Here is a 21,421-nt window from a genome sequence, read left to right as displayed (position 1 = left end):
GGCAAGCAATGGATAATCTGTCTGGGGTGAGCGTCTTTGTGCAGGCCGCGGAGACGCTGAGTTTCGTTGAGGCCGGCCGCGTGCTCGGCATTTCTGCCTCCGCGGTGGGGAAAAGCATCGCCCGCCTGGAAAATCGGCTGGGTGCACGCCTGTTCCACCGCAGCACGCGCAGCATGACGTTGACCGCCGAAGGCCGGCTGTTTCTGCTCCGCTGCCAGCGTATTCTCGGGGAATTAGCGGCGGCGGAACGGGAAATCAGCGATACGCACAGCGCGCCGCGCGGCAAGCTGCGCGTCAGTTTGCCGTTAGTGGGCGGCCTGTTGAATCCGGTGCTGGCGGAGTTCGTCCGGCGTTACCCGGAGATTGAGTTGGAAACCGATTTTTCCGACCGCCGGGTCGATGTCATCGAAGAAGGCTTTGATGCCGTAGTTCGCGTCGGCGAGACCGAGGACTCACGGCTGATGAGCCGCCAGCTGGGCACGTTTCAACTGCAGCTGGTGGCCTCGCCGGATTATTTGCGCCAGATGGGGATCCCGCATCAACCGGCGGAACTGCAAGGCCATGCCTGCCTGCTGTACAAATTTCCCTCGACCGGCAAAGTGGAACCCTGGCCGATCGCCGGATGGGAAAAGCTGCTCGCCGAGGGGATCAACACCCGGCTGGTCTGCAACACCGTCGATACCCTGATTTACCTGGCGGAAAGCGGCCAGGGCATCGCCTGTTTGCCGGATTTTGCCGTGAAGCGCGCACGGGAACAGGGGCGATTACAACAGATATTGCGCGAGCATAGTCACCACCGCGGCAGCTTTAAAGTCCTGTGGCCTTCCAGCAAGCACCTAACGCCGAAACTCAGGGTGTTCATCAATACGCTGAGCGCCCGACTTTTTCTGGAGTAGAGGGGTATTTACGCTATGACGCAGGGAGGGTGCAGGATAATTCGGGGGGAGCCGGAGGACGAGAACCGCCCCCTGGCGTGCCATCAGCCGTTTTTGCGGCCGATAGCGGAAAAGACGTTGAACACTTCACCCAGGCCGTAAATCGCGCCGAGCAAGACGGCCACCATTACCGGCACCAGGACCACCACGGTGGCCAAGCTTTCAATCATTTCTAACATCGTTCTCTCCTGGTTTATAAGCACAGCGAATCTGCGCCGGAAGAAAAGGTTTCCGGCCAATCGGTTGAGTATCGTGGGGAGGCAGTCTAAAACGTGAGCTACATCACACTTGATGCGAGCTAATGTAACTTACACAATTACATTAAAGCAATGCAAAAAATGCTCTGCGCGTAGCGGGAATTGGCGTGGGTTTTTATTGCGTATCCGCTTGATATTGCGGTGAACAAGGGACAAAAGGATAGCCTGCGCGCCGCTCGACCTGCCCGGCCATTTCGGCGATGCTGGTTTGCGCCAGGCTGGCTTCCAGCGCATGACCGACGCGCGCGAACTCTTGCTCCAGCACCGGGGTAATCGCGTGGCCGATATAGCACGCATCGTTAGGCCGGGTACGGTGCAGCATGAAATACGGTTGATCCTCTACCGCGCGATACACGTCCAGCAGCGAGATCGCTTCCGCCGGCCGCGCCAGCAGCGCCCCGCCGCCTTGCCCCATCTGTGAATAGGTCAGCCCGGCCTCCGCCAGCGCGCCGAGGATGCGCCGCACCACCGTCGGGTTGGTGTTGACGCTGCGCGCGATATCTTCGGAACGCACCGTCTGGCCGCGACACAGCGTGATATTGGTCAGAATATGGATGGCAACGGCAAATCGCGTAGAGGTAGACACCTTGGCACCTGCTCAGAGTTTCGTTTATGTCGGATTAAAACATAAGGAAAGCGTATCAATTTCCGGTAATACACATAATGAGTAGGGACAATGAGAATGTCAACCTGCCCCCGCCCGATGGCGGCGGCGGCTCATGCTTCGGTGCGGATCTCCGTCACTTTATCGGGATAAAATGCCAGATGATCCTTGATTGCCACCACGGCGTTGTAGGGCATTTCATAACTCCAGGCCACATTGGCCTCCTGCTCGCCGTTAAGCACAAGGGAGAAATAACTGCAGTCGCCCTTATAAGGGCAGTAGCTGACGTGCTCGTTTTTCTGCAACAGCGCCCGATTCACATCCTCACGCGGAAAGTAAAACACCGGCGGATAGGTGGCTTCCTGCAGGATGAGCACGTTGCGGCTGTCGGCCAGGGTCTGACCGGCTGCACGCACGACAACCCGCGCCGGATGGTGGGTCAAGGTGATTGGGTGGGCCGGGCCGGGGATTTTCACCGGTTTGCCGGATGCGGAAACGAGATCGGACATGGCGGCCTCCAGAGTGTGCGCCCCGCACCCCGCGAGGCGTCTTTCCAGTATAGACCCACGATTTTACCGGCGGCCGCACATTCGGCGAGCAATCGCTTTTCACCGCTGCAAAATTAAGAATTTTTACCTGTTCGATTTTCTTACGGAGGAATACATTCATCCCAACTTCTACCGGCAGGTTAATCGGATTATTTTTAATCCATTAATCAGTCAATTTACCAGGAACTCATTATGAATATTAAACGTGCCGCAGGTGTGTTGGTGGTGGTGATGGCAACGCTTTCCGTTACCGCATGTGGGCATATGTCCAATCGCGATCGCAACACGGCGATCGGCGCGGGCGTGGGCGCCGTCGGCGGCGCGGTACTGACCGACGGCAGCACGCTGGGCACCCTTGGCGGCGCAGCGCTCGGCGGCATTATCGGCCACCAGACCAGCCGTTAATCATCCCGTCAAAAATAATCTCTGCAGGCCGGTGCTTTTTTAATCCATAAGCGTCGGCCTGCACTTTTATTTACCCGCTGAACTTTCTCAGGACGCGAAAATAATAAATAACGTTAAGCGCAGCTTTATTATTCATTAACCTGCATCGGAAGTATTTATTGCGCCGGTAGCCTGAAACGCGCCATCGCTTTTTCCAACCGTTCCGACTCGCCCTGCAACAGCTGCGAGGCCTCGGTCACCGCGTTCACCACCGTGCCGGTTTGGCGCGCCACCTGATTCAGCGCCGAGATGCGCGCCGTCACGTCCTGAATGCTCTCCCCCTGATTGAGCGATGCCAGGGAAATGTCCCCCATCAGCGCACTGCATTTGTTCACCAGATCGATAATCTGGCGCAGGTTGCCCGTCAGTAGATCCACCGCCTGCGAACCTTGATCGATTTGCTGCAGCGAACGGTTGATCAACTGCTGAATATCGCGCGTCGAATGGCTGCTCTTTTGCGCCAACAGCCCCACCTCTTTGGCCACGATGGCAAAGCCGCGGCCATGAACGCCGGCGTGCGCCGCCTCGATTGCCGCATTCAGCGCCAGAATATTGGTCTGGAACGCTACGCTGTCGATCAGCGCGACGATGCCGCGCATTTCGGCCGATTGGTTGACGATCCCTTGCATCGAAACATTGACGGTTTCCATCATCTGCTCACCGGCGCCGGCGTACTGCCGGGCCTGTTCGGTTCGTTGGTTGGCCTGCTGCGCATATTGGCCGTTTTCCTCCACCCGCGCCGCCAGCTGCTGCACGTGCTCAGTCGCCAACTGCAATTCGCCGTTCTGCTTCGCCGACTGCGCCGTCAACTGTCGATTGCCGTCCGCCAGCCGCCCGACGCCGTTCAGGATCCCGCTCGCCGCATCGCGCACCTCGCTGACCAGGCGCTGCAGGCCGCCCTGCATGTGGCCAATGCTGGTCTGCAGCTGGTGCATCTCGCGGTTGAATGCCCGCTCAGGCGGCAGCGGCCGCGAAAGATCGCCGGCGGCCAGCACGTTGAGGTGCGCGATTGCCCGCCGCAGCGGTGCGATCACCCAGCGAGAGACGCCGACCCACACCCCCACGGCGATCAGCGCCAGCGCGGCCAGCGCGCCGAGCGCAAAGGTCCTGGCTTGCTCCAGCGCCGCCAATTGCCGCACGTTGACATCATCGCCACGCCGTTCGTTCAGCGCCTGATAAGCGAGGTACTTCTCGTTGAAATCCGCCTGAAACGCCTGGATCGGCACGGCGAAAAACGCATCGATGCTGCTGCCCTGCAACCCTTGCGCCTGCTCTTTCAGGCCGTCATAGAACAGGCGGTAGCTGTCTTTCAGGGCGCCCGCCGCCTCGGGCGCCTCCGCGCTCAGGCGCTCGAACTGGGCGAAGGCCTGCTCTGAGGCCTGCAGCGCCGCCAACGACTCATCCAGCAGGCTGTGCCAACTGCCGTCGGAGCCGGTGGCTTTGTCCTGCAGGTAGTAAATGCCCGCACGGTTCAGACTGTCGCTGGCCGTCAGCAGCGACAGTCTGGCGCGATCCATCGTCGCCTGCTGGCGATGCAAGCCATCGCCCGCCACCAGGTTAGCCTTGGCGTCGCGCAGAATATTAGAAATAAATACGGTGGAAAACAGTTGCAGCAGAGAAAATAGCGCGATAACGCAAATTACGCCGCTTAATAAGCCCATGCTCTTGCCGAAGCCAAACGCGCGCGGCAGCGCCGCCGCAGATTTTACCCTGCGGCCCAGTGTCAGTTTTATGTTCATGATTTTTAGTCAGTAATACCAGGATGCCGCGAGTCTAACGGGCATTGATGACACTAATATTTCAGCCTGCTGTGTGCCGCCCCCGCCGACCAAGACAACCGAATAATCGGTATTGCCCGTCAACTCTCATTTTTATTTCTTGACTTGTTTAATACCGGATTTATAGTTTTCCCATTAAAAAAGAAACAAAGTTTCATATATTAACCGACGCGAAATTTAATATATGAAACGCTCGATAAAATCGTCTCAAATATAAAACTGATGAGCGTAAGCACCCTGTCCACAGGTGAAACTCGCTCGCCTTAATAAACAGTCTACTTTCTTCAGGGGCCTGGCATGCGCAAGATTACGCTTTGTTTTTTCCTTGTTTCACCAGTGAGTTATGCAACCGTCGCCGCAATACCCAACGACGTTGCCGCCACCGCGGCACCGGTAAAAAAAAGCCGCCCGGCATTTCCGCATATTCATTGGCAAAGCGAGGATAATAAAAAGAATATTGATATCGGTGGCGCACTGCGCGCCAATTATCGCTATGAAGACTGGCACAGCAGCAATTATCGGAATCCTCCGCATTTACGCTTTGACGCCTTTCGCATCGATGCTGCCGGCCAGGTAAACGACGCGTTTTTCGATAGCGGATTCTGGTTTCAGGATCGGCGCAAATACGCCATCGACCGCGCCTATGTCGGCTACCACCTGTCTGAGCATTCCGCCGTGCAACTCGGCGCGCCGTTCAAACCGTTCGGCCTGATGCCCTACCCGCAGTTCGGCTGGTCGTACGGCATTCCGTTTTACCTCGGCTTTGGCGTCAACACCGGGCTGGGCGCCAAATACCAATACCAGCATGACGATTGGGCCTTCGACGCCGCCTACTACCCGCGCATGATGCCGACCGGCGTGCGTTACGCCCCCGACGTCGCCAGCTACGACGATCTGAAAAACACCAACTACGCGTCACAGCACCTGCAGCGCAACGAAAAACGCGATCAGGTAAACCTGCGGCTGACGCGCGCTTTCCATCAGGGCGGCTGGAACAATGAGCTCGGCGGTTCGCTGGCGGCCTCGCGGCTCTACAACCAGGCGACCGGCGATAACGGCAGCTTCTGGGCGGCAGGCTTACATACGCTGGTGAATTACGATCCCTGGCATCTGTCCGGCCAGGTGATCCGCTACGGTTACGACGCCAAAGGCCCGGCCGGGGCCAACAATTCGGTGATCCTGATGGGGGGCAACGGCCTGACGCCGGCCTATCTGATCCCGTCGCAGGCCACCACCGCCGCCATTAACCTGGCGCGCGACGTCGACGTGCCCTGGGGGCCGGTGAAAAAGCTGCGGTTCTACAACGATTACAGCGTGCTCTGGAAGGACAGGCACGGCGGCTCCGACTCTAAAATGAACACGCTGGGGGTACAAGTGTTCGCCATGCCGGTGATGCTGTGGGTGGATCTGACCTGGGCGCAGAACGCCAACCCGTGGGGCGGCGTAGAAAATGCCACCGGTTGGACCGGCACCCAGTCCCCCGGCAGCAATAAATGGTATTTTCGCACCAACGTGAACATCGGTTACTACTTCTAAGCGCGGCGGGATCTACACTGAAGTATCGCCGCCAACCGGAGAAACCACGATGCTGAGCGCACAAACGCTGCATGTTACCATCAACCGCCCTTGTGACGAGGTGTATGCCTTTCTCAGCCAGCCGGAAAACTTCCCCTTGTGGGCCAAAGGGTTAGCGAACAGCTTGCGGCGAGAAGATGAAGACTGGGTGGCGGACACCCCGCAGGGGCGGATCCACATTCGCTTCAGCGCGCCAAATGCCTTCGGCGTGCTGGATCATTGGGTGACGCTGCCGGACGGCGGCGTGGTCTACGTGCCGCTGCGCGCGCTCGCCAACCGGCGCGGCACCGAGGTGATCTTCACCCTGTTCCGCCAGCCGGATATGGACGATGCGCTGTTCGCCCGCGACGCCGGGCTGGTGAACGCCGATCTGCAGGCGCTGAAGCATTACCTTGAGTCCAGCTAACCGCTTGTTGGAACATTTATTTCAATGAAAGACAGCAATTGCGCTCGGGAAAATAAATGTTTTTTTTAGATGTTGATATAAATATTCAATATAAATATCAATCAATGAATCAGGGCGCATCCATAATGAAATCTACCGTAGACGTTATACCAACAAATTAATACTCTCATTAGCGCTCGTCGTGTAACGGCAAGCATGTAACTCTATTTTCATTAATTAAGGAAGAATGATGAAGTTATCAAATCTGATGCTGCTCACAGCGATTTTAGCCACCACCGTTAGCCTCCCTCTCACCGTTAATGCTACCGAACGCCCGGCAGGCTACTGCTCAAGAATCTACTCACCGGTACCTTATATCACCAAAGAAGGTAAAACTATTCAGGCACCCAATGCTTGCGTAGCGAAATGGTGGGCAACCCAAGGGAAATAACGCGTAAGTCAGACTCGTTGCATTAAATATTGGGTCAGAGATTCTCTGGCCCAATATTTCCCGCTTAAATCATTACCCCTTGACCGACGACACCACGTTAAGCGGCTGGGCATCCGGCAGAATATTCATGTGCTCCAGCACCTGGGCCATGATCTTGCCGAACACCGGCCCGGCCACCGAACCGCCGAAGTGCTTGCCGGCTTTCGGGTTGTTGACCATCACCACCAGCGCCACCTGCGGATCGCTGGCCGGCGCCACGCCGGCGGTGTAGTTGATGTAGCCGCCGTCGTATTTGCCGCTCGGGCCCATTTTCTCGGCGGTACCGGTTTTGATCGCCAGCCGGTAACCCGGCACCGCGGCGCTCACCCCGCTGCCGCCCGGCAAGGCGTCGCTCTCCATCATATGCACCACGGATCGTACCGTATCCGCCGGCAGAATACGCTGCCCCATCACCGGCGGCGTCACCTTGGTGATCGACAGCGGCCGATAAATGCCGAAGGAACCGATAGCGGCGTACTCGCGCGCCATCTGCAGCGGCGTCACGCGCAGCCCATAGCCGAAGGAGAAGGTAGCGCGTTCGATATCGGCCCAGCGTTCACGATGCTGCGGCAGATAGCCGCTGCTCTCGTTGCCGATGCCAAGCTCGGTCGGCCGCCCCAGGCCAAAGCTGCGATAGACCGCAGGCAGCACCGTGGCCGGCAGCGCCAGCGCAATGTGCGATACCGCGATGTCGCTCGATTTTTGCAGCACGCCGGTGATGGTCAGCTTCGACCAGTGGCCGACATCTTTGATCAGGTGACCGTTCACCCGATACGGTGTGGTGTCCAGCACCGTATCCGGCCGGATCAGCTTATGCTCCAGCCCCACCATCACCACCACCGGTTTCACCGTCGAGCCCGGTTCGAAGCTGTCGCTGCTGCACACGTTGCGAATGTCTTTCGCCGGGGTGCTGCCATAGTTGTTCGGGTTGAACGACGGATAGCTGGCCATGCCGAGGATTTCGCCGGTGTCGATCTTGACCAACACCGCACAGCCGGAGTCGGCCTGGTTGGCCACCACGCCGTCGCGGATCTGCGCATAGAGCACATACTGGATAAATTTGTCGATGCTGAGCGTCACGTTCGGCGGCGGCACCGGATCCACGCTTTTTAGCACGCCGATCACCGCGCCGCTGCCGTCCTTCTGATAGACCCGCAGGCCATTTTTGCCCTGCAACAGCGGGTTGAAGCCCAGCTCGATGCCCTCCAGCCCCTGATTGTCCTGGCCGACGATGCCGATCAGCCCGGCGGCGTCCTGGCCCATCGGATAAAAGCGGCTGAAATCCTGCTCGGTGCTGACGCCGGTCAGATGCAGTTTGCTGATGTAGGCGGCGTTGTCGTCCTCCACCTTGCGCGCCAGATAGACGAAACGCTTGTGCGCGTTGCTCTGGATCAGATGCTGCACGTCCGCCAGCGGGATCTTCAGCACGTTGGCCATGCTCTGCCAGCGCTCGTTGCCGGTGTCGGTCTGGGTATCGAGAATGTGTTTCGGATCCAGCACGATGTCTTTGGACGATACGCTGACCGCCAGCGCCTCATCGTTGCGATCGGTGATCATAGCGCGGTTGGTCGGCACCACCTGGGTGCGGATAGAGCGCTGGTCAGCCTGATCCGCCAGCTGCTGGTGCTCCAGCAGCTGCAGATAGCCGACCCTGAACGCCAACAGAAAAAAACAGACCAGCATGCCGGCGCAAATCCAGCCGAAACGAACTGTGGAATAGGTTTTACCGCTTTTTTTGGTCGATGGCGCCACTGTTGTGTTAACCCTGCGTTTTTATTCGGTTTATGGTGTTATTTCAGTCTACCTTGCCGGAAATGGTCAGGAGATTGCAGTTTGTAAGAAAGTAAAAACAAACCGCATCACCGCTGCACATCCGCACTGTCGTTTAACTGCGGTTTACTTTGCGCCGGATCGCCGGGCTGCGGCGCGTTGGCCGGGTCAAAAATGTGGTCGAGGATCGCGCGGGCGGTCGGCCCCGCCACCACGCCGTCGCCGCCGCCGTTTTCCAGGATCAGCGCCATCGCCACCCGGGGGTTTTTGTAAGGCGCGAACAGCGTATAGAAGATGTGATCGCGCAGCCGCACCGGGATCATTTTGGCGTTGTAAGTCTGGTTTTGCTTCAGGCTGAACACCTGCGAGGTGCCGGATTTGGCGGCGATCTGGTATGGCGCGGTGTGGAACAGCTTGTAACCGGTGCCGTTCGGCAAGTTGGCCATGCCGTACATGCCGTTACGCACGATGCCCCAGTAAGGCGAGTGGGGATCGCCGATCTGCGCCGCTTGCGCCGGCGGCTGGTAGCGCGTCACCCGGTTGCCCTGCTGCAACGAATACAGCAGGTGCGGCGTTTTCACCTGGCCGTTGTTGATCAGCGTGGTCAGCGCTTTTACCATCTGGATCGGCGTCGCCACCCAATACCCCTGGCCGATGCCCACCGAAACCGTATCCCCCTGATACCAGCCCTTTTTGTGCACCTTCAGCTTCCAGTCGCGGCTCGGCAGCACGCCGCGGTACTCTTCGTTCAGATCGATGCCGGTGGACTGGCCGTAGCCGAACTGGCTCAGCCAGTGGTGGATACGGTCGATACCCATCTCATACGCCACCTGATAAAAGAAGGTGTCGGCGGATTCCTCGATCGCTTTGGTGACGTTGAGCATGCCGTGGCCGGTTTTCAGCCAGTCGCGGTAGCGGCGTTCGGTGCCGGGCAGCGTCCAGGTCGGCGCGCCGAAAAAGGTGGTGGTGGGTGTGATCACCCCGGCGAACAGCGCCGAAACGGCCATGTAGGGCTTCACCGTCGACGCTGGCGGGTACAAGCCCTGAGTGACGCGATTGATCAGCGGCAAATCCGGGTTGGTCAGCAAGGTCTTATAGGCCTGATAGCCGATGCCTTTGACGAAAGGATTGGGATCGTAGCTGGGGCTGGAGACCATCGCCAAGATGCCGCCGTCCCGTGGATCTTCCACCACCACCGCGGCGCGCTGCCCCTTCAGCACCGATTCGATGTACTGCTGCAGCGGTAAATCCAGCGTCAGGTAGATGTTCTTGCCGGCCTTCGGCGGCTGCTCCTTCAGCAGGCGGATCACCCGCCCGTGGTTATCCACCTCCACCTCCTGATAGCCGGTGGTGCCGTGCAGTTCGGACTCGTAATAGGCCTCGATGCCCTGTTTGCCAATGTTGCGGTCGGCGGCATAGTTCTCGCTCAGCCCGGCCTTGTCCAGGCGTTTGAGATCGTTGTCGTTGATCTTCGACACATAGCCCAGCACGTGCGCCAGCTGGGCGCCGTAAGGATATTCACGCTGTTGATAGGTATCGATCGTCACCCCGTCGAAACGGTATTGATTGACGGCAAAGCGCGCCACCTCGGTGTCGCTCAGCCCGGCTTTGAGCGTCACCGGTTTGTAGCGGCTGTTGTGGTGCATGTCGTCGCGAAACGCGCTGATGTCCTCCGGCGTCAGGTCGACGATCGGCGTCAGCGCCTGCAGCAGCGCCGCCATGTTGCTGATTTTGCTGGGCGTGATCTCGATACGATACAGTGTCACGTTTCGCACCAGCGGAATGCCGTTGCGATCGAAGATCAGCCCGCGGCTGGGGGCGATCGGCAGCATCTTGATGTCGTTCTGGTTGGAACGCGTCTGGTAAAAGCCGTGCTGGCGGATTTGCAGCCGGTAGAGATTGACGATCAGCACGCCGAAACAGACCACCACCAGCGCCAGCGCTACGCCGGCCCGGCGGATAAACAGCCTCTCTTCCGCAGAGTGGTCGCGAATTTTTTCTTTTAACAGGGCCATGCGGTGCCGATACCTTTTGCGTCACATTTCCCCGCAAAATCAGGGAACTGAAAAGCCGGCAAGCATAGCGTTATCGGGCGCACCGCCCCATGAAAAGGTTGCTAATGAAATGGCATAACTGTTTCAGCATATTGGAATGTTACCGTCGGCGTTTTTTTCACCGCGCTTCCCATTGAGCCGCCGTTCGCCCCAATGCTACAATGTGATCTTAATCACACTATTCCCGATATTCCCCCGCATTTCCCTGTCGGCGCCCTGCCGGATGCGGCTTTTTGTTACATAGGATCGAGTTCGATGAGTACCATTGCCACCGGTTTAGTCATGATGCGCTGGGAGTTGCTGAGCGCCGTGATGATGTTCTTCGCCAGCCAGTTAAACGTCGTTTGCCGTAAGACCAGCCGTAACGGCATGGCGTTCATGTTCAGCAGCCTGGGCCTGTTTACCGCCTGCTGGTTCGTGATGGGCCTGATGGGCATCCACCTTACCCTGGAAGCCTTCACCCAATTCTGGTCTTCGGCCTGGGATCGCTACGTGGACGTGGTCAGCACCATGCCGGTCGATTGGCCGATGCCGTAATCTCGCCGCAGGGGCGGCGCACCGGCCGCCCAGCGATTATTCCGTTTCCGTTGGCGGCGCCGCCGCCAGCCGCGCCATCAAGGCCCCCGCCTCAATCAACAGCGCCTGCTCCCGCTCCGTTAAACAGCTCTCCATCGCCGCCAGCAGCCACGCCTCGCGTCGGCTGCGGCTTTGCTGCAGCAGGCCCAGCCCGGCGGGCGTCAGGCGCACTCGCACCCGGCGTTTGTCTTCGGCGTCCGGCGTGCGCACCAGCAAGTCATCGGCCTCCAGCTCACGCAACGCGGCCGCCAGGTTAGAGGAACGCATGCGCTCCGATTCCGCCAGCAGCGACGGCGTCGCCTCGCCGCCGTGGCGATCGATAGCCCCCAACAGCATCAGTTGGGCCCAGGATTTTTCGTCGCTGCGCGATTCGCGCCGTAAACGGCGCACCAGCGACATTAACTGCGTGCGCAGCAGCGTCACGTCTTCAGGATGATCTTTCTTCATTGGCATCAATCTAGCGTTCAGTTTATCCCTGCTTTCACACCGCCGGATCGCGCGGTGCCCTTCCTGGCTACCGCGCCGCTCTGGCTTAACCCAGTTACCTATGATAATATAGCTATTAATATATAGCAAAAAAGACACTGCATCGGCAGGGTTACGTTTGCTCACGCATTTGCCCCTCGCCGATTAGTTTGCAGTGTTATTATTATTTTGCTTAATAAATCCCTCCTTATTCAACGTGGTACGGTAAGCCGATGGAAGCGTGGAAAGTCAATCTGATCTCGGTCTGGCTCGGGTGTTTCTTCACCGGGCTGGCGATGAGCCAAATCCTCCCTTTTCTGCCGCTGTACGTCGAACAGCTCGGCGTCAGCGATCACCAATCCCTCAGCCTGTGGTCCGGGCTGGTGTTCAGCGGCACCTTTTTGGTCTCGGCGGTAGTCTCACCGCTGTGGGGCAGCCTGGCCGACCGCAAAGGCCGCAAGCTGATGCTGCTGCGCGCCTCGCTGGGCATGGCGATCGTCATCGCGCTGCAGGGGCTGGCCACCAACGTCTGGCAGCTGTTCGCGCTGCGCGCCCTGATGGGGCTGACGTCCGGCTATATTCCCAACGCCATGGCGCTGGTCGCCTCGCAGGCGCCGCGCGATAAAAGCGGCTGGGCGCTGGGCACGCTCTCTACCGGACAGATCTCCGGCGTGATCGCCGGGCCGCTCTTGGGCGGGCTGATGGCCGATCATCTGGGGCTGCGGGTGGTATTTTTCGTCACCGCCGGGCTGATGTTCGTCAGCTTCCTGGTGACGCTGTTCCTGATTAAAGAGCGGCGCATCACGGTGAAAAAAGCGGATCAGCTGAGCGGCAAGGCGGTATTCCGTTCGCTGCCCTATCCGACGCTGATCGTCACCCTGTTCGTTTGTACCCTGATGATCCAGCTGGCCAACTCGTCCATCAGCCCGATCCTGACGCTGTTCATCCGCGAGCTGTCCGGCGACGTCAGCAATATTGCCTTTGTCAGCGGCATGATCGCCGCCGTGCCCGGCATTGCGGCGCTGATCTCGGCGCCGCGCCTCGGGCGCCTCGGCGATCGCATCGGCACCGCGCGCATCCTGATCGCCGCGCTGCTGTTCACCACCGGGCTGTTCGCCGTGATGGCCTGGGTCAATACGCCGCTGCAGCTGGGCATTCTGCGCTTCCTGCTCGGCTTCGCCGACGGCGCGCTGATGCCGGCGGTGCAGGCGCTGCTGCTGAGGTATTCCTCCGATCAGGTGACCGGGCGCATCTTCGGCTATAACCAATCCTTTATGTACCTGGGCAACGTGGTTGGCCCGCTGCTGGGTTCGGGCATTTCGGCGATGATGGGGTTCCGCTGGGTGTTCGCGGTGACGGCGGTGTTGGTGTTTTGCAATGCGCTGCAGCTGCGCCATCAGTTCAAAAAAGTGGAGAGTCAACGCGCGGGATAACGGGAAATGCGGGGAAACGCCTCAAGCAGTGGCGGGACAATGACGCCCATCAACCGTGCCACCACTGCCAAAGGCGGCCGTAGCCTACTCGACGCGGCGGTCATTTAATATTTATGTAAGTAAATAAAGTGTTGCGGGCGTGTTGAGGGCCGCCGCAGCGGCCCTTGCGGATCAGAACATGGTATTGTCGTTAGCCGATTTTTCCGGCACATCCTGATTGACGTCCCAATGCTCGGTGATTTTCCCCTGATCGTTCACCCGATAAATATCCACGCTGGCGGTGCCGCGATCCTGCGGGTTATTTTGGTATTTGACGTGAACATAGACCAGATCGCCGTTGACCGCGCTGCGGTATATTTTGGCGCTGTACTGCGGATTGTCCTTAAAGGTCTGGCTGAAGAAATCCAGGAACGGCTTGATGCCGTCGCCGACGAACGGGTTATGCTGCTTGTAGTTTTCCACAATCAGCCTCTGCGCCACGCCGATGTCGTGGCGGTTGAAGAAGCCCGCGTACAGATCTTCCACCACCTTCAGCTTCTGCTGGGCATGATGATAACCGCCTTTGCCGGTCGATTTGTAAGACGCCGCCTGATCCGTTGACAGCGCCGGGTAACTCGCCAGCAAGCCGCCGACGATCGCACAGGTGATCAATGCCTTTTTCATAACTGCTCCTTATTTTCCTGAGTGACCTACGATTTTCAGCTGCCCTTTCAGATGGGTGAAGCTGCCGTCCTTGGCGGCGATGTTGGTGTACACCTCGCCGCGCTCAAAGTCCTCGATATGCGTCACGTTGTCGCCGGACTGAGGTTCGTGCCAATAGACCATATAGACCTTCGGCCGAATCTCCACCGCAGTGTATTGCACGGTATCGGTGATGCCCTGCGACGCCTCGCCGATGCCGGTGAAGGTCATGGTCTTGTCATCGGTAAAATCCAGCTTGAAGGCGAAATCGCCGAAGGTCACCTGCACCACTTTACCGACCGCAATGAACTGCCCGTGTTTTTCCGTCATCGTTGCCGCCTTACTGTTAGTCAGGGAGGGTTGCGCCGCCGTAGCGGCGGGCAATGCCAGGGGGAAAGTCAGGGCTATCGCCAGCGCGATACCCGTTCGCTTCACTGTTTTCATCGTTCCTTCTCCTTTCCGTGGTTGAAAACGAGAATCATTATTATTTCTTAAGGGTTGGCGGAAATATAAGAATAATCTCTATTCCCATCAGGCACCTGGCGGCAAAAAAAGACGGGGGAAAATCGCCGTAAAATGGCATGGCAATAGCGCGTTCTGGCCATTGGTTTTTACGCAATGAACGGAATTTCTGCTTACAGGAAGGGAAACCACTCGGGGATTTGATGGGTCTATAGCGCAGACCGCTTTAAGCTAATGCGTATTTGTTCTTAAGCCGCCCACCGCCGGCAGGCGGCGGCGAACGGCGTGGCGTTTACCGCAGCCAGGGCGTATAGGTGACACCGACCAGCAACCCTTCCGGGCTGAGCAAACGGGTAACGCTCTGCCCCCACGGCTCTTCGCGGTTGGCGACCAACAGCCGATAACCGCGATCGACCAGCCCCTGGGTGGCGGCCGCCATGTCGGCCACGTCGAACTCGATCCACGCCTGCGGCACCGCGAGATCCGCCGGCCAGCGATCGTCGCCAAAGCAGGACTGCGCCGCCTGCGCCAGCGGCCACAGGGCGAAATGCTTCACGCCATCCAGCGCGCCCTGCTCCGACAGCAGATAGGTTTCGTTGCCCGGCATCGGCTTGAGCGGCAGCCCCAGCGCCTCGACATAAAACGCCTTGCTCTCGTCGTTCTCACGCGTGATGGGCCCGAATCCGGCGGCAAACAACACGCCCAGCCCGGCAAACTGTTGATCCATGCTGCACTCCCTTTCGGTTAGCGCCCCAGCCGCACCTGCAGCGGAGCAAATCCATAGGCCGCCTTGAAGCGGTTGCTGAAATGGCTGGCGGAACTGAAGCCGCACGCCAGCGCGATCTCGGTGATCGGCTGTTGGCTATGCCGCAACAGCTGTTCCGCCCGCTGCAGCCGGGCGCGCATCACGAACTGGTGCGGCGCCAGGCCGGTGGCGTGCTTGAACATGCGGGCGAAATGGTATTCGCTCAACCCGGCCTGCGCCGCCAGATCCGCCAACAGCAAAGGCCGATCGAGGTGGCTTGCGATATATTCCCGCACCCGCCTGGCTACCGCAGGCGCCAGGCCGCCGCGCACCGGCGGCAGCTTCCACTGCAGCTGGCTGTAACGTTGGATCAGGTGTGACATCAGCAGGTTCGACGCGCTGCTGAGCGCCAGCAGATTGGCGCTGTCCTGCCAATCGCAGTTGAGCAAAAACTGGCGGTACAGCAGCGTGATCTGCGGATCTTCGCCGAAGCTGCGCTGCTCCACGTTGATCGCCGCCGGGCTGCGATCCCAGGTCTGCTCCGCCAGCTGCCGCAGATGCCCGTCGGTGCAATACAGATGCACGAACGACAGATCGCTGCGCACATCCCAGGTGGAGGCGTATTGGCGCGGCATGATGCAGAACCGATCCGGCCCGCCGCCGTTGCGCCAGCCGCCCGGCACCTGCTGGTAGCACTCATAGCCGTCGGCGACGTACAGGCTCAGGGTATGGTGGTCGGCGCTTTCCTGCGTGACGCGATCGTTGCAGTTGGACCAGGCAGCCAGCTCCACGCCGGTGCCCAGCAGCACGCTGCCGTGCAGCCGCGCCTTGTGCTCACGCAGTGTTTCAAACGCCTGATAGTTGGACATCGCCGGCCCCGTTGTTCGACATGCCGACAGTGTAAAGAGTGGCGCCGCCGCATACCAGCCGCCGCCCCGCGCTTTTGGCAAAAAAAGCGCAAGAATATGCAACTGGGCGCAAAGCGCTGCAAGCGCCGCCGCGTGCCAAAGCGGATACTGCGCCATCGGTTTTTTCGGAGTAACAAATAGAATGAATGCGCTGTTGTACCTCGCCGTGGTGCTGATTTGGGGCACCACCTGGATTGCGATCACCCTGCAACAGGAAGGGCCGGTGGCCATTCCCGTATCGATCGCTTACCGCTTCGCCATTTCCGCCGCGGTGATGTTCGCCGTGCTGCTGCTAACGCGCCGCCTGCTCCGCCTCGCTCCGCGCGATCATCTGTTCTGCGTGCTGCAGGGCTGCTGCGTGTTCGGCTTCAACTTCTTCTGCTTCTACCATGCGGCGGCCTACATCAGCAGCGGGCTGGAATCGGTGATTTTCTCGATGGCGGTACTGTTCAACGCCCTCAACAGCCTGCTGTTTTTCCGCCAGCGCCCCAGCCCCAACCTGCTGCCGGCGGCGCTGCTGGGGTTGACCGGCATCGTGGCGCTGTTTTGGCAAGATCTGGCCGCCACCCGCATGGCGCCGGAGCTGCTCAAAGGCATCGGCCTGAGCGCGCTCGGCACCTACGGCTTCTCGCTGGGCAACATGATCAGCACGCGCCATCAGCGCCGCGGGCTGGATATCTTTTCCACCAACACCTACGCCATGACCTACGGCGCGCTGTTGATGGCGCTGATCGCCTTGGCGCAGGGCGCCTCGTTCCAGATGGAACACAGCAGCCGCTATATCGGCTCCCTGCTGTACCTGGCGATTTTCGGATCGGTGATCGCCTTCGCCGCTTACTTCAGCCTGCTCGGCCGCATCGGCGCCGGCGCGGCGGCCTACAGCACCCTGCTGTTCCCGCTGGTGGCGCTGACCATCTCAACGATCTACGAAGGCTATCAGTGGCACTTCAACGCCGTGCTGGGCCTGTGCCTGATCCTGCTGGGCAACCTGGTGATGTTCGCCAAGCCGGGGCTGAAATGGCGACGGGCGGGTATCTCAAAACAAAACTCAACCCTTTGAAGCCATTGGCGAATATCGTTATCATCAGGTTTTGTTGATAACGGATGATGGCAAATGCTCAGAAGTGATGATGTGACACCCCGCGCCTACAAACAGGTGGACGTGTTTACCCGTACGCCGCTGCAGGGCAACCCCGTGGCGGTGGTACTGGAGGCCGAGGGGCTGAGCAGCGCGCAGATGCTGGCATTGGCCCGTTGGACCAACCTTTCGGAAACCACCTTTGTGCTTAAACCGACGCACCCGGCGGCGGATTATAAGGTGCGCATTTTCACCACCGAAAAAGAGCTGCCCTTCGCCGGCCACCCAACGCTGGGCACCGCCCACGCCCTGCTGGAAGCCGGATTGACGCCCAAACGGCCTGGAACGGTGATGCAGGAATGCGGCGTCGGCCTGGTGGCGGTCAATATCCTGCCGGAAGGCACATTGGCGTTCGCCGCACCCGAAGTTGAGTTTCGCCCAATGGCGGCTGAGGAAACAGAACGGCTGATGGCCGCTTTACGGCCCGCGGTGATTGAAGGAGGCCCCCTGCCGGTGATTGCCGAGATGGGCATTCGCTGGCTGATGGTGCGCCTGCCGGACGCACAATCCTGCCTGGCGGCGACGCCGGATCAGGCCACGATTAAACGGTTGCAAACGGCTTGCGATGTGGATGGCGTGGTGATCTATGGCGCCTGCACCACGGCCGAACCGGCCGATTACGAAATGCGCGCGTTTATGGTGGAATGCGGTGTTTTGATTGAAGATCCGGTAACCGGCAGCGCCAACGCCTGCCTGGCGCGCTTATTGAAGGCCAACCGCTTTCCCGACGGCGGCCAGACCGCACAGGGCTACCTGGTGCGCCAGGGCACCCAACTGAATCGAGATGGCCGCGTGAGCGTGCGCTTTATTGACGGCGAACCCTGGATCGGCGGGCACTGCCGCACCCTGATTAATGGGACATTGGGTATTTAGTTTTGGGGGAGGAATGATACCGTAATATTAAATGATTTATCAATGTTTATGGATGGATATTTCAAAATTATCAAACCTGCTTTTAGATACTTTTTTACCCTAGACATTTAGAACCGACTGAGAATTACCGGCTCTAACAACATCACTTGTTTTAATCATTAAAAACCAGAGTGTTTATCTCAAGCTGGTGATCTCTTATATAGCCCTCCTCCCATTCATAATAATCATCCGGTGCTGTACGAGTAAAACCCTTCTCAAAGTATCTATCACCATGTGACATTACCATACCCCAATAATACTCATCCTCATGACCTAACATACAGGCCTCCATGAAATTCTTGGGTGGGGTTGTAAACATAGGTGTATTGTTAATTATGTAACTTGCTTCCTCTTCACTTTTTCTCCCATAAAAAATAATCACTCCATAAATAATATGGACCCAAGAATAAAAATTTATAGTGACACTTTCATTTTTATTAGATTCATTCAAAAACACCAGTTTGTCAATTAATCTATTATTTTCAAACATATTAATCATTACCCGCCCAGGTTATACACCGTGTCACTTACTTCCAATAACGCACTAATTCAATCAATGTAACATCAGCATATATCCGCCGAACAGTCGCCGTTGTCACATCACTCCTGCGAAAACCGACGGTGCTGCCACAGGAGGCTTATAAACTCTTCAAACTATGTGGTTAGTAAGAGAGAGTATTACCCTCCTATTAAGATACTTTATCTTGGTTTAAATGGATGAAGACATTGTTTAAAGACTTCCCTCATAGTCTTGTCACTCATTTTATTTAAAGAATCATGTTGATATTTATTGATTTTGCTCATTACTGCAATCTCATTATCCGGGTTTTGTATGTCATAAAACTTTCGTTCAAACTCTTCAAGATAATCAATAGCAATCAACTTATCAAAGAAACTATTGATCGCATAACTACCAGCATACTCTAATGACTCAACATCATCACAAGAAAACTTAACATACATGATAAGCTTCTTCAGCGCACTAATTTCAGCCTGAGTAACAATCATGTTTTCACTATCATCCACAATAGTCCCCTCCACTTAACAGCCCTGCTTCGTAGTTTTAACACGCTACCACCCCGCCGTTACTGGTTTAACAGCTAATAGGTTACAGATACCTACTCGATGGTATGGAGGCATCAAGTAGTCCTGTTTCGTGGTGTTCTATCAATCCAAAGGCGTCGCGCAGTGACTGCTGTTACTATGCCTCCTACCACTTCAATCTTTTTCTGCGACTCAAAACGCCCCGTTATTCATACAATATTTTAAAATTACCTGTAACATCGAAAACATGATCATAAATACTTAACGCAACTCTTTTTCTTCCTGAACTGTATTCTTCCAGCAAATCAAAGCTTGACTCTGAATACCTCTCATAAGGGTAGTCATCAACTTTATAAATAGACATCCTTTCTATTTCACTAAAAAAGAACTCTATTTTCACATCTGCCTCATTCAAAACCTCTGGCTCGCATGCCGATAACGAAAGCAACGCTTTAACTTTAAATGTAAAAGGAGAAAAACTCATTTCATGTTCAGAAATGATCAAGGCATCTCGTCCTAGTATGATCCCATACTTAGTTTTTATTGCTTGTACCTTCATCTTTAGCTTATTCTCTACTTAAATGATAATTAACAAAGGCATTGCGCTGTATATTCCAGACAAGTTGGTCGTCATACTGGTTAATTTCAATACCGCACTTTTCAGAAGCATTTTATCCCCTGAGAGTTAGTCTCTTCTGGTACTCAACCCCAGCGGATCCTGCGTGGTGAAACGCCCCACCTCGGGTTCGTAGTAACGGAATAGGTTGTAGTGCAGGCCGCTTTCGTCGTCCTGATATTGCCCGGCGTAGCGCAGCAGCTGCAGATATTGCGCGCCCTGCCGCTTCGCCGCGCCGGCCACCGTTTGGCCCTGAAGCTTGCCGATTTAGCTCATCACTTCATAGAAATAAACTTTCATCCACGCCAATCACTTTCGTTTAAAGTCTCACCAACTTTTTTCATTTTTTATAGATATGTTATTATTGGTTATATCAAAGCAGAGATAGAAACCCAGCGTAGATTGAAAATATACGCATTTGCCAGCTTCTATAACGTTAACAAAAGGGTTAGAGGTTGTTGAGTACATAAACCATTTCAATCTATTAATTCCATCTGTACGTGCAATAAACCCTTCATTGCCCATTTCACCCTCACCACATAACAAGAAATCACCGTCAGAAAGTTGCACCTTGTTATTCACTTGAATCTCTGACCACACCTCGTCATACTGTTCAATCAATGCATTCAAGGTTGTCTCACTACCTAATGAAATTTTATATTCCTTATTAAAGGTGTCTTTAAATTTATAATTTATCTCGAATTCAATGTCTATTTCTCTTACGACACCTACATCATTAATGATTACATCTAATCCGATCAGTTGATTGTCTTCCCACTTACTCTGCATTTCTTTAGCTATCATTTGCAACTCCCCGTTTTTTTGTTCTTGCTAACAATTGTTGGCTTTTTAGGTGTTCCTGTTGCTGGCAACTGGACTCTAGGAACATCAGAATTCTTAGGTTTAGAGTTCAGTTTTTTATTGAGATTACTCCCATACGTACCTCCAGTTGCTGGTGGTGGTAACGGTTCAGATAAATTAACTCTCTTAATCGGTACAGATTCTACATTAGCCATTTGTGCTGCATATAATCTGCGGTTGTCTAGAGATACTAATTGTCCATCCACTTCGGCAACATTCAATGGTCCACTTCGATTCCAATCCCAATTGTTATTAGACATATCATGTATATATCCAGTTACGTTATCAGATATATATGCTTGAGAATAATTTAACGATGAAGGATTAACCCATTCAATACTCAACCCAAACGGATCCACCCACATCAGCGGGTTCGGCGCATACTGATACAGGTTCAGCCCGCCGCGCAGCCCTATCGGATCCTGCGTGGTGAAACGCCCCACCTCGGGTTCGTAGTAGCGGAACAGGTTGTAGTGCAGGCCGCTTTCGTCGTCCTGATATTGCCCGGCGTAGCGCAGCGGCTGCTGGTATTGCGCGCCCTGCCGCTTCGCCGCGCCGGCCACCGTCTGGCCCTGCAGCTTGCCGAAGGTGTCGTATTGCCCGGACCAGCACAGGTTGCCCGCCGCGTCGGTCACCTCCAGCGGCGCGCTGTTCAGATCGGTGTGATACCAGTAAATATCTGCCGAGCGGCTGTCGCCCGCCTGCTCCAGCGCCGCCAGCGGGCTCCACGGGCTGGCCGG

General features: G+C 56.5%; 25 protein-coding genes and 1 pseudogene. 9 read left to right on the top strand and 17 right to left on the bottom strand.

Features of this window, described 5'->3' with window-relative positions:
- Nucleotides 1–8 precede the first annotated feature (8 nt).
- Nucleotides 9–896 carry a LysR family transcriptional regulator gene (locus tag QOL81_RS00130; protein WP_283439555.1) on the top strand — a complete coding sequence of 296 codons (888 nt, stop codon included), beginning with the start codon at nucleotides 9–11 and terminating at the stop codon, nucleotides 894–896.
- 83 nt (nucleotides 897–979) lie between these two features.
- Here the strand turns inward: QOL81_RS00130 and QOL81_RS00125 are convergent, their stop codons facing one another.
- The 3 genes from QOL81_RS00125 to QOL81_RS00115 all read right to left on the bottom strand — a co-directional run bounded on the left by QOL81_RS00125 (nucleotide 980) and on the right by QOL81_RS00115 (nucleotide 2,305).
- Nucleotides 980–1,114 (bottom strand): AcrZ family multidrug efflux pump-associated protein, encoded by a 135-nt coding sequence (locus tag QOL81_RS00125; RefSeq protein WP_033643027.1) that lies wholly within the window; start codon nucleotides 1,112–1,114, stop codon nucleotides 980–982.
- Between the two features lie 193 nt (nucleotides 1,115–1,307).
- Nucleotides 1,308–1,778 (bottom strand): Rrf2 family transcriptional regulator, encoded by a 471-nt coding sequence (locus tag QOL81_RS00120; RefSeq protein ID WP_048321542.1) that lies wholly within the window; start codon nucleotides 1,776–1,778, stop codon nucleotides 1,308–1,310.
- A gap of 131 nt (nucleotides 1,779–1,909) precedes the next feature.
- A complete protein-coding gene (locus QOL81_RS00115) occupies nucleotides 1,910–2,305 on the bottom strand; it encodes a DUF427 domain-containing protein (RefSeq protein ID WP_060418991.1) in 396 nt (131 codons plus the stop codon).
- A 231-nt stretch (nucleotides 2,306–2,536) separates the two neighbouring features.
- On the opposite strand from QOL81_RS00115, the gene osmB reads away from it, so the two are divergent.
- Nucleotides 2,537–2,749, top strand: a complete 213-nt coding sequence (gene osmB, locus QOL81_RS00110) for an osmotically-inducible lipoprotein OsmB (protein ID WP_004940700.1) — start codon at nucleotides 2,537–2,539, stop codon at nucleotides 2,747–2,749.
- Nucleotides 2,750–2,904: 155 nt separating this feature from the next.
- On the opposite strand, the gene QOL81_RS00105 is transcribed toward osmB, so the two are convergent.
- A complete protein-coding gene (locus QOL81_RS00105; protein WP_502950659.1) occupies nucleotides 2,905–4,527 on the bottom strand; it encodes a methyl-accepting chemotaxis protein in 1,623 nt (540 codons plus the stop codon).
- A gap of 336 nt (nucleotides 4,528–4,863) precedes the next feature.
- Between QOL81_RS00105 and QOL81_RS00100 the strand changes: the two genes are divergently transcribed.
- From QOL81_RS00100 to QOL81_RS00090, 3 genes are all read left to right on the top strand, one after another.
- Nucleotides 4,864–6,102, top strand: a complete 1,239-nt coding sequence (locus QOL81_RS00100; protein WP_100395823.1) for a putative porin — start codon at nucleotides 4,864–4,866, stop codon at nucleotides 6,100–6,102.
- A 49-nt stretch (nucleotides 6,103–6,151) separates the two neighbouring features.
- A complete protein-coding gene (locus tag QOL81_RS00095; RefSeq protein WP_060418995.1) occupies nucleotides 6,152–6,547 on the top strand; it encodes an SRPBCC family protein in 396 nt (131 codons plus the stop codon).
- 226 nt (nucleotides 6,548–6,773) lie between these two features.
- On the top strand, nucleotides 6,774–6,977 hold the full coding sequence (locus QOL81_RS00090) for a hypothetical protein (RefSeq protein WP_223294866.1): 204 nt from the start codon (nucleotides 6,774–6,776) through the stop codon (nucleotides 6,975–6,977).
- Nucleotides 6,978–7,049: 72 nt separating this feature from the next.
- On the opposite strand, the gene QOL81_RS00085 is transcribed toward QOL81_RS00090, so the two are convergent.
- Both QOL81_RS00085 and mrdA2 read right to left on the bottom strand, forming a co-directional pair.
- Complete coding sequence (locus QOL81_RS00085; protein WP_038875183.1) at nucleotides 7,050–8,768, bottom strand: penicillin-binding transpeptidase domain-containing protein; 1,719 nt, start codon at nucleotides 8,766–8,768, stop codon at nucleotides 7,050–7,052.
- A 107-nt stretch (nucleotides 8,769–8,875) separates the two neighbouring features.
- Entirely contained in the window at nucleotides 8,876–10,801 is a 1,926-nt protein-coding gene (gene mrdA2, locus QOL81_RS00080) for a peptidoglycan DD-transpeptidase MrdA2 (protein ID WP_197756873.1), read from the bottom strand.
- Nucleotides 10,802–11,095: 294 nt separating this feature from the next.
- Here mrdA2 and QOL81_RS00075 point away from each other — a divergent pair, with 294 nt between their 5' ends.
- Nucleotides 11,096–11,377, top strand: a complete 282-nt coding sequence (locus QOL81_RS00075; protein ID WP_033634498.1) for a YjcB family protein — start codon at nucleotides 11,096–11,098, stop codon at nucleotides 11,375–11,377.
- Between the two features lie 36 nt (nucleotides 11,378–11,413).
- On the opposite strand, the gene QOL81_RS00070 is transcribed toward QOL81_RS00075, so the two are convergent.
- The gene (locus tag QOL81_RS00070) at nucleotides 11,414–11,863 is read right to left on the bottom strand and encodes a MarR family winged helix-turn-helix transcriptional regulator (RefSeq protein ID WP_087762849.1); all 450 of its coding nucleotides are present in this window, start codon (nucleotides 11,861–11,863) and stop codon (nucleotides 11,414–11,416) included.
- A 251-nt stretch (nucleotides 11,864–12,114) separates the two neighbouring features.
- Between QOL81_RS00070 and QOL81_RS00065 the strand changes: the two genes are divergently transcribed.
- Nucleotides 12,115–13,314: a multidrug efflux MFS transporter gene (locus QOL81_RS00065; protein ID WP_197756871.1), complete on the top strand. Its 1,200-nt coding sequence runs from the start codon at nucleotides 12,115–12,117 to the stop codon at nucleotides 13,312–13,314.
- A gap of 171 nt (nucleotides 13,315–13,485) precedes the next feature.
- On the opposite strand, the gene QOL81_RS00060 is transcribed toward QOL81_RS00065, so the two are convergent.
- The 4 genes from QOL81_RS00060 to QOL81_RS00045 form a co-directional block, all read right to left on the bottom strand.
- Entirely contained in the window at nucleotides 13,486–13,977 is a 492-nt protein-coding gene (locus tag QOL81_RS00060) for a nuclear transport factor 2 family protein (protein WP_060419002.1), read from the bottom strand.
- 9 nt (nucleotides 13,978–13,986) lie between these two features.
- Nucleotides 13,987–14,439 carry a MoaF-related domain-containing protein gene (locus tag QOL81_RS00055; RefSeq protein ID WP_204275775.1) on the bottom strand — a complete coding sequence of 151 codons (453 nt, stop codon included), beginning with the start codon at nucleotides 14,437–14,439 and terminating at the stop codon, nucleotides 13,987–13,989.
- Between the two features lie 310 nt (nucleotides 14,440–14,749).
- On the bottom strand, nucleotides 14,750–15,184 hold the full coding sequence (locus QOL81_RS00050; protein WP_147839984.1) for a VOC family protein: 435 nt from the start codon (nucleotides 15,182–15,184) through the stop codon (nucleotides 14,750–14,752).
- A 17-nt stretch (nucleotides 15,185–15,201) separates the two neighbouring features.
- Nucleotides 15,202–16,071: a helix-turn-helix domain-containing protein gene (locus QOL81_RS00045; RefSeq protein WP_096242226.1), complete on the bottom strand. Its 870-nt coding sequence runs from the start codon at nucleotides 16,069–16,071 to the stop codon at nucleotides 15,202–15,204.
- Between the two features lie 181 nt (nucleotides 16,072–16,252).
- On the opposite strand from QOL81_RS00045, the gene QOL81_RS00040 reads away from it, so the two are divergent.
- Together QOL81_RS00040 and QOL81_RS00035 are read left to right on the top strand one after the other, a co-directional pair.
- Nucleotides 16,253–17,170 carry a DMT family transporter gene (locus QOL81_RS00040; protein WP_060439986.1) on the top strand — a complete coding sequence of 306 codons (918 nt, stop codon included), beginning with the start codon at nucleotides 16,253–16,255 and terminating at the stop codon, nucleotides 17,168–17,170.
- Between the two features lie 54 nt (nucleotides 17,171–17,224).
- Entirely contained in the window at nucleotides 17,225–18,121 is an 897-nt protein-coding gene (locus QOL81_RS00035) for a PhzF family phenazine biosynthesis protein (RefSeq protein ID WP_283439554.1), read from the top strand.
- Nucleotides 18,122–18,272: 151 nt separating this feature from the next.
- Here QOL81_RS00035 and QOL81_RS00030 read toward each other — a convergent pair whose 3' ends face one another.
- From QOL81_RS00030 to QOL81_RS00005, 6 genes and pseudogenes are all read right to left on the bottom strand, one after another.
- A complete protein-coding gene (locus tag QOL81_RS00030) occupies nucleotides 18,273–18,650 on the bottom strand; it encodes a hypothetical protein (RefSeq protein ID WP_060419005.1) in 378 nt (125 codons plus the stop codon).
- 209 nt (nucleotides 18,651–18,859) lie between these two features.
- Nucleotides 18,860–19,186 (bottom strand): hypothetical protein, encoded by a 327-nt coding sequence (locus QOL81_RS00025; protein WP_230200966.1) that lies wholly within the window; start codon nucleotides 19,184–19,186, stop codon nucleotides 18,860–18,862.
- A 223-nt stretch (nucleotides 19,187–19,409) separates the two neighbouring features.
- Complete coding sequence (locus QOL81_RS00020) at nucleotides 19,410–19,763, bottom strand: hypothetical protein (RefSeq protein ID WP_060448642.1); 354 nt, start codon at nucleotides 19,761–19,763, stop codon at nucleotides 19,410–19,412.
- A 144-nt stretch (nucleotides 19,764–19,907) separates the two neighbouring features.
- A pseudogene (locus tag QOL81_RS00015) lies at nucleotides 19,908–20,084 on the bottom strand (RHS repeat-associated core domain-containing protein); the annotation flags it as partial.
- 63 nt (nucleotides 20,085–20,147) lie between these two features.
- Nucleotides 20,148–20,624 (bottom strand): hypothetical protein, encoded by a 477-nt coding sequence (locus QOL81_RS00010; protein WP_060419007.1) that lies wholly within the window; start codon nucleotides 20,622–20,624, stop codon nucleotides 20,148–20,150.
- Nucleotides 20,621–21,421, bottom strand: an 801-nt coding sequence (locus tag QOL81_RS00005) for an RHS repeat-associated core domain-containing protein (protein ID WP_283439553.1), incomplete at its 5' end; no start/stop codon positions are given. The genes QOL81_RS00010 and QOL81_RS00005, both read right to left, overlap by 4 nt.

This window comes from Serratia sp. CC22-02, from assembly GCF_900182895.1.
In the GTDB taxonomy this organism is placed as follows: domain Bacteria; phylum Pseudomonadota; class Gammaproteobacteria; order Enterobacterales; family Enterobacteriaceae; genus Serratia; species Serratia nevei.
Note: the sequence above shows the minus strand (reverse complement) of the source record. Positions and strands in the feature narration are given on the sequence as shown.

Coding starts and splice junctions, on each gene's coding strand:
- QOL81_RS00125 (WP_033643027.1), bottom strand. CDS start 1,114: ATGTTAGAAATGATTGAAAGCTTGGCCACCGTGGTGGTCCTGGTGCCG.
- QOL81_RS00090 (WP_223294866.1), top strand. CDS start 6,774: ATGATGAAGTTATCAAATCTGATGCTGCTCACAGCGATTTTAGCCACC.
- QOL81_RS00040 (WP_060439986.1), top strand. CDS start 16,253: ATGAATGCGCTGTTGTACCTCGCCGTGGTGCTGATTTGGGGCACCACC.
- QOL81_RS00115 (WP_060418991.1), bottom strand. CDS start 2,305: ATGTCCGATCTCGTTTCCGCATCCGGCAAACCGGTGAAAATCCCCGGC.
- osmB (WP_004940700.1), top strand. CDS start 2,537: ATGAATATTAAACGTGCCGCAGGTGTGTTGGTGGTGGTGATGGCAACG.
- QOL81_RS00055 (WP_204275775.1), bottom strand. CDS start 14,439: ATGAAAACAGTGAAGCGAACGGGTATCGCGCTGGCGATAGCCCTGACT.
- QOL81_RS00065 (WP_197756871.1), top strand. CDS start 12,115: ATGGAAGCGTGGAAAGTCAATCTGATCTCGGTCTGGCTCGGGTGTTTC.
- QOL81_RS00020 (WP_060448642.1), bottom strand. CDS start 19,763: ATGAAGGTACAAGCAATAAAAACTAAGTATGGGATCATACTAGGACGA.
- QOL81_RS00100 (WP_100395823.1), top strand. CDS start 4,864: ATGCGCAAGATTACGCTTTGTTTTTTCCTTGTTTCACCAGTGAGTTAT.
- mrdA2 (WP_197756873.1), bottom strand. CDS start 10,801: ATGGCCCTGTTAAAAGAAAAAATTCGCGACCACTCTGCGGAAGAGAGG.
- QOL81_RS00030 (WP_060419005.1), bottom strand. CDS start 18,650: ATGTTTGAAAATAATAGATTAATTGACAAACTGGTGTTTTTGAATGAA.
- QOL81_RS00050 (WP_147839984.1), bottom strand. CDS start 15,184: ATGGATCAACAGTTTGCCGGGCTGGGCGTGTTGTTTGCCGCCGGATTC.
- QOL81_RS00035 (WP_283439554.1), top strand. CDS start 17,225: ATGCTCAGAAGTGATGATGTGACACCCCGCGCCTACAAACAGGTGGAC.
- QOL81_RS00070 (WP_087762849.1), bottom strand. CDS start 11,863: ATGAAGAAAGATCATCCTGAAGACGTGACGCTGCTGCGCACGCAGTTA.
- QOL81_RS00075 (WP_033634498.1), top strand. CDS start 11,096: ATGAGTACCATTGCCACCGGTTTAGTCATGATGCGCTGGGAGTTGCTG.
- QOL81_RS00060 (WP_060419002.1), bottom strand. CDS start 13,977: ATGAAAAAGGCATTGATCACCTGTGCGATCGTCGGCGGCTTGCTGGCG.
- QOL81_RS00105 (WP_502950659.1), bottom strand. CDS start 4,527: ATGAACATAAAACTGACACTGGGCCGCAGGGTAAAATCTGCGGCGGCG.
- QOL81_RS00010 (WP_060419007.1), bottom strand. CDS start 20,624: ATGATAGCTAAAGAAATGCAGAGTAAGTGGGAAGACAATCAACTGATC.
- QOL81_RS00045 (WP_096242226.1), bottom strand. CDS start 16,071: ATGTCCAACTATCAGGCGTTTGAAACACTGCGTGAGCACAAGGCGCGG.
- QOL81_RS00130 (WP_283439555.1), top strand. CDS start 9: ATGGATAATCTGTCTGGGGTGAGCGTCTTTGTGCAGGCCGCGGAGACG.
- QOL81_RS00095 (WP_060418995.1), top strand. CDS start 6,152: ATGCTGAGCGCACAAACGCTGCATGTTACCATCAACCGCCCTTGTGAC.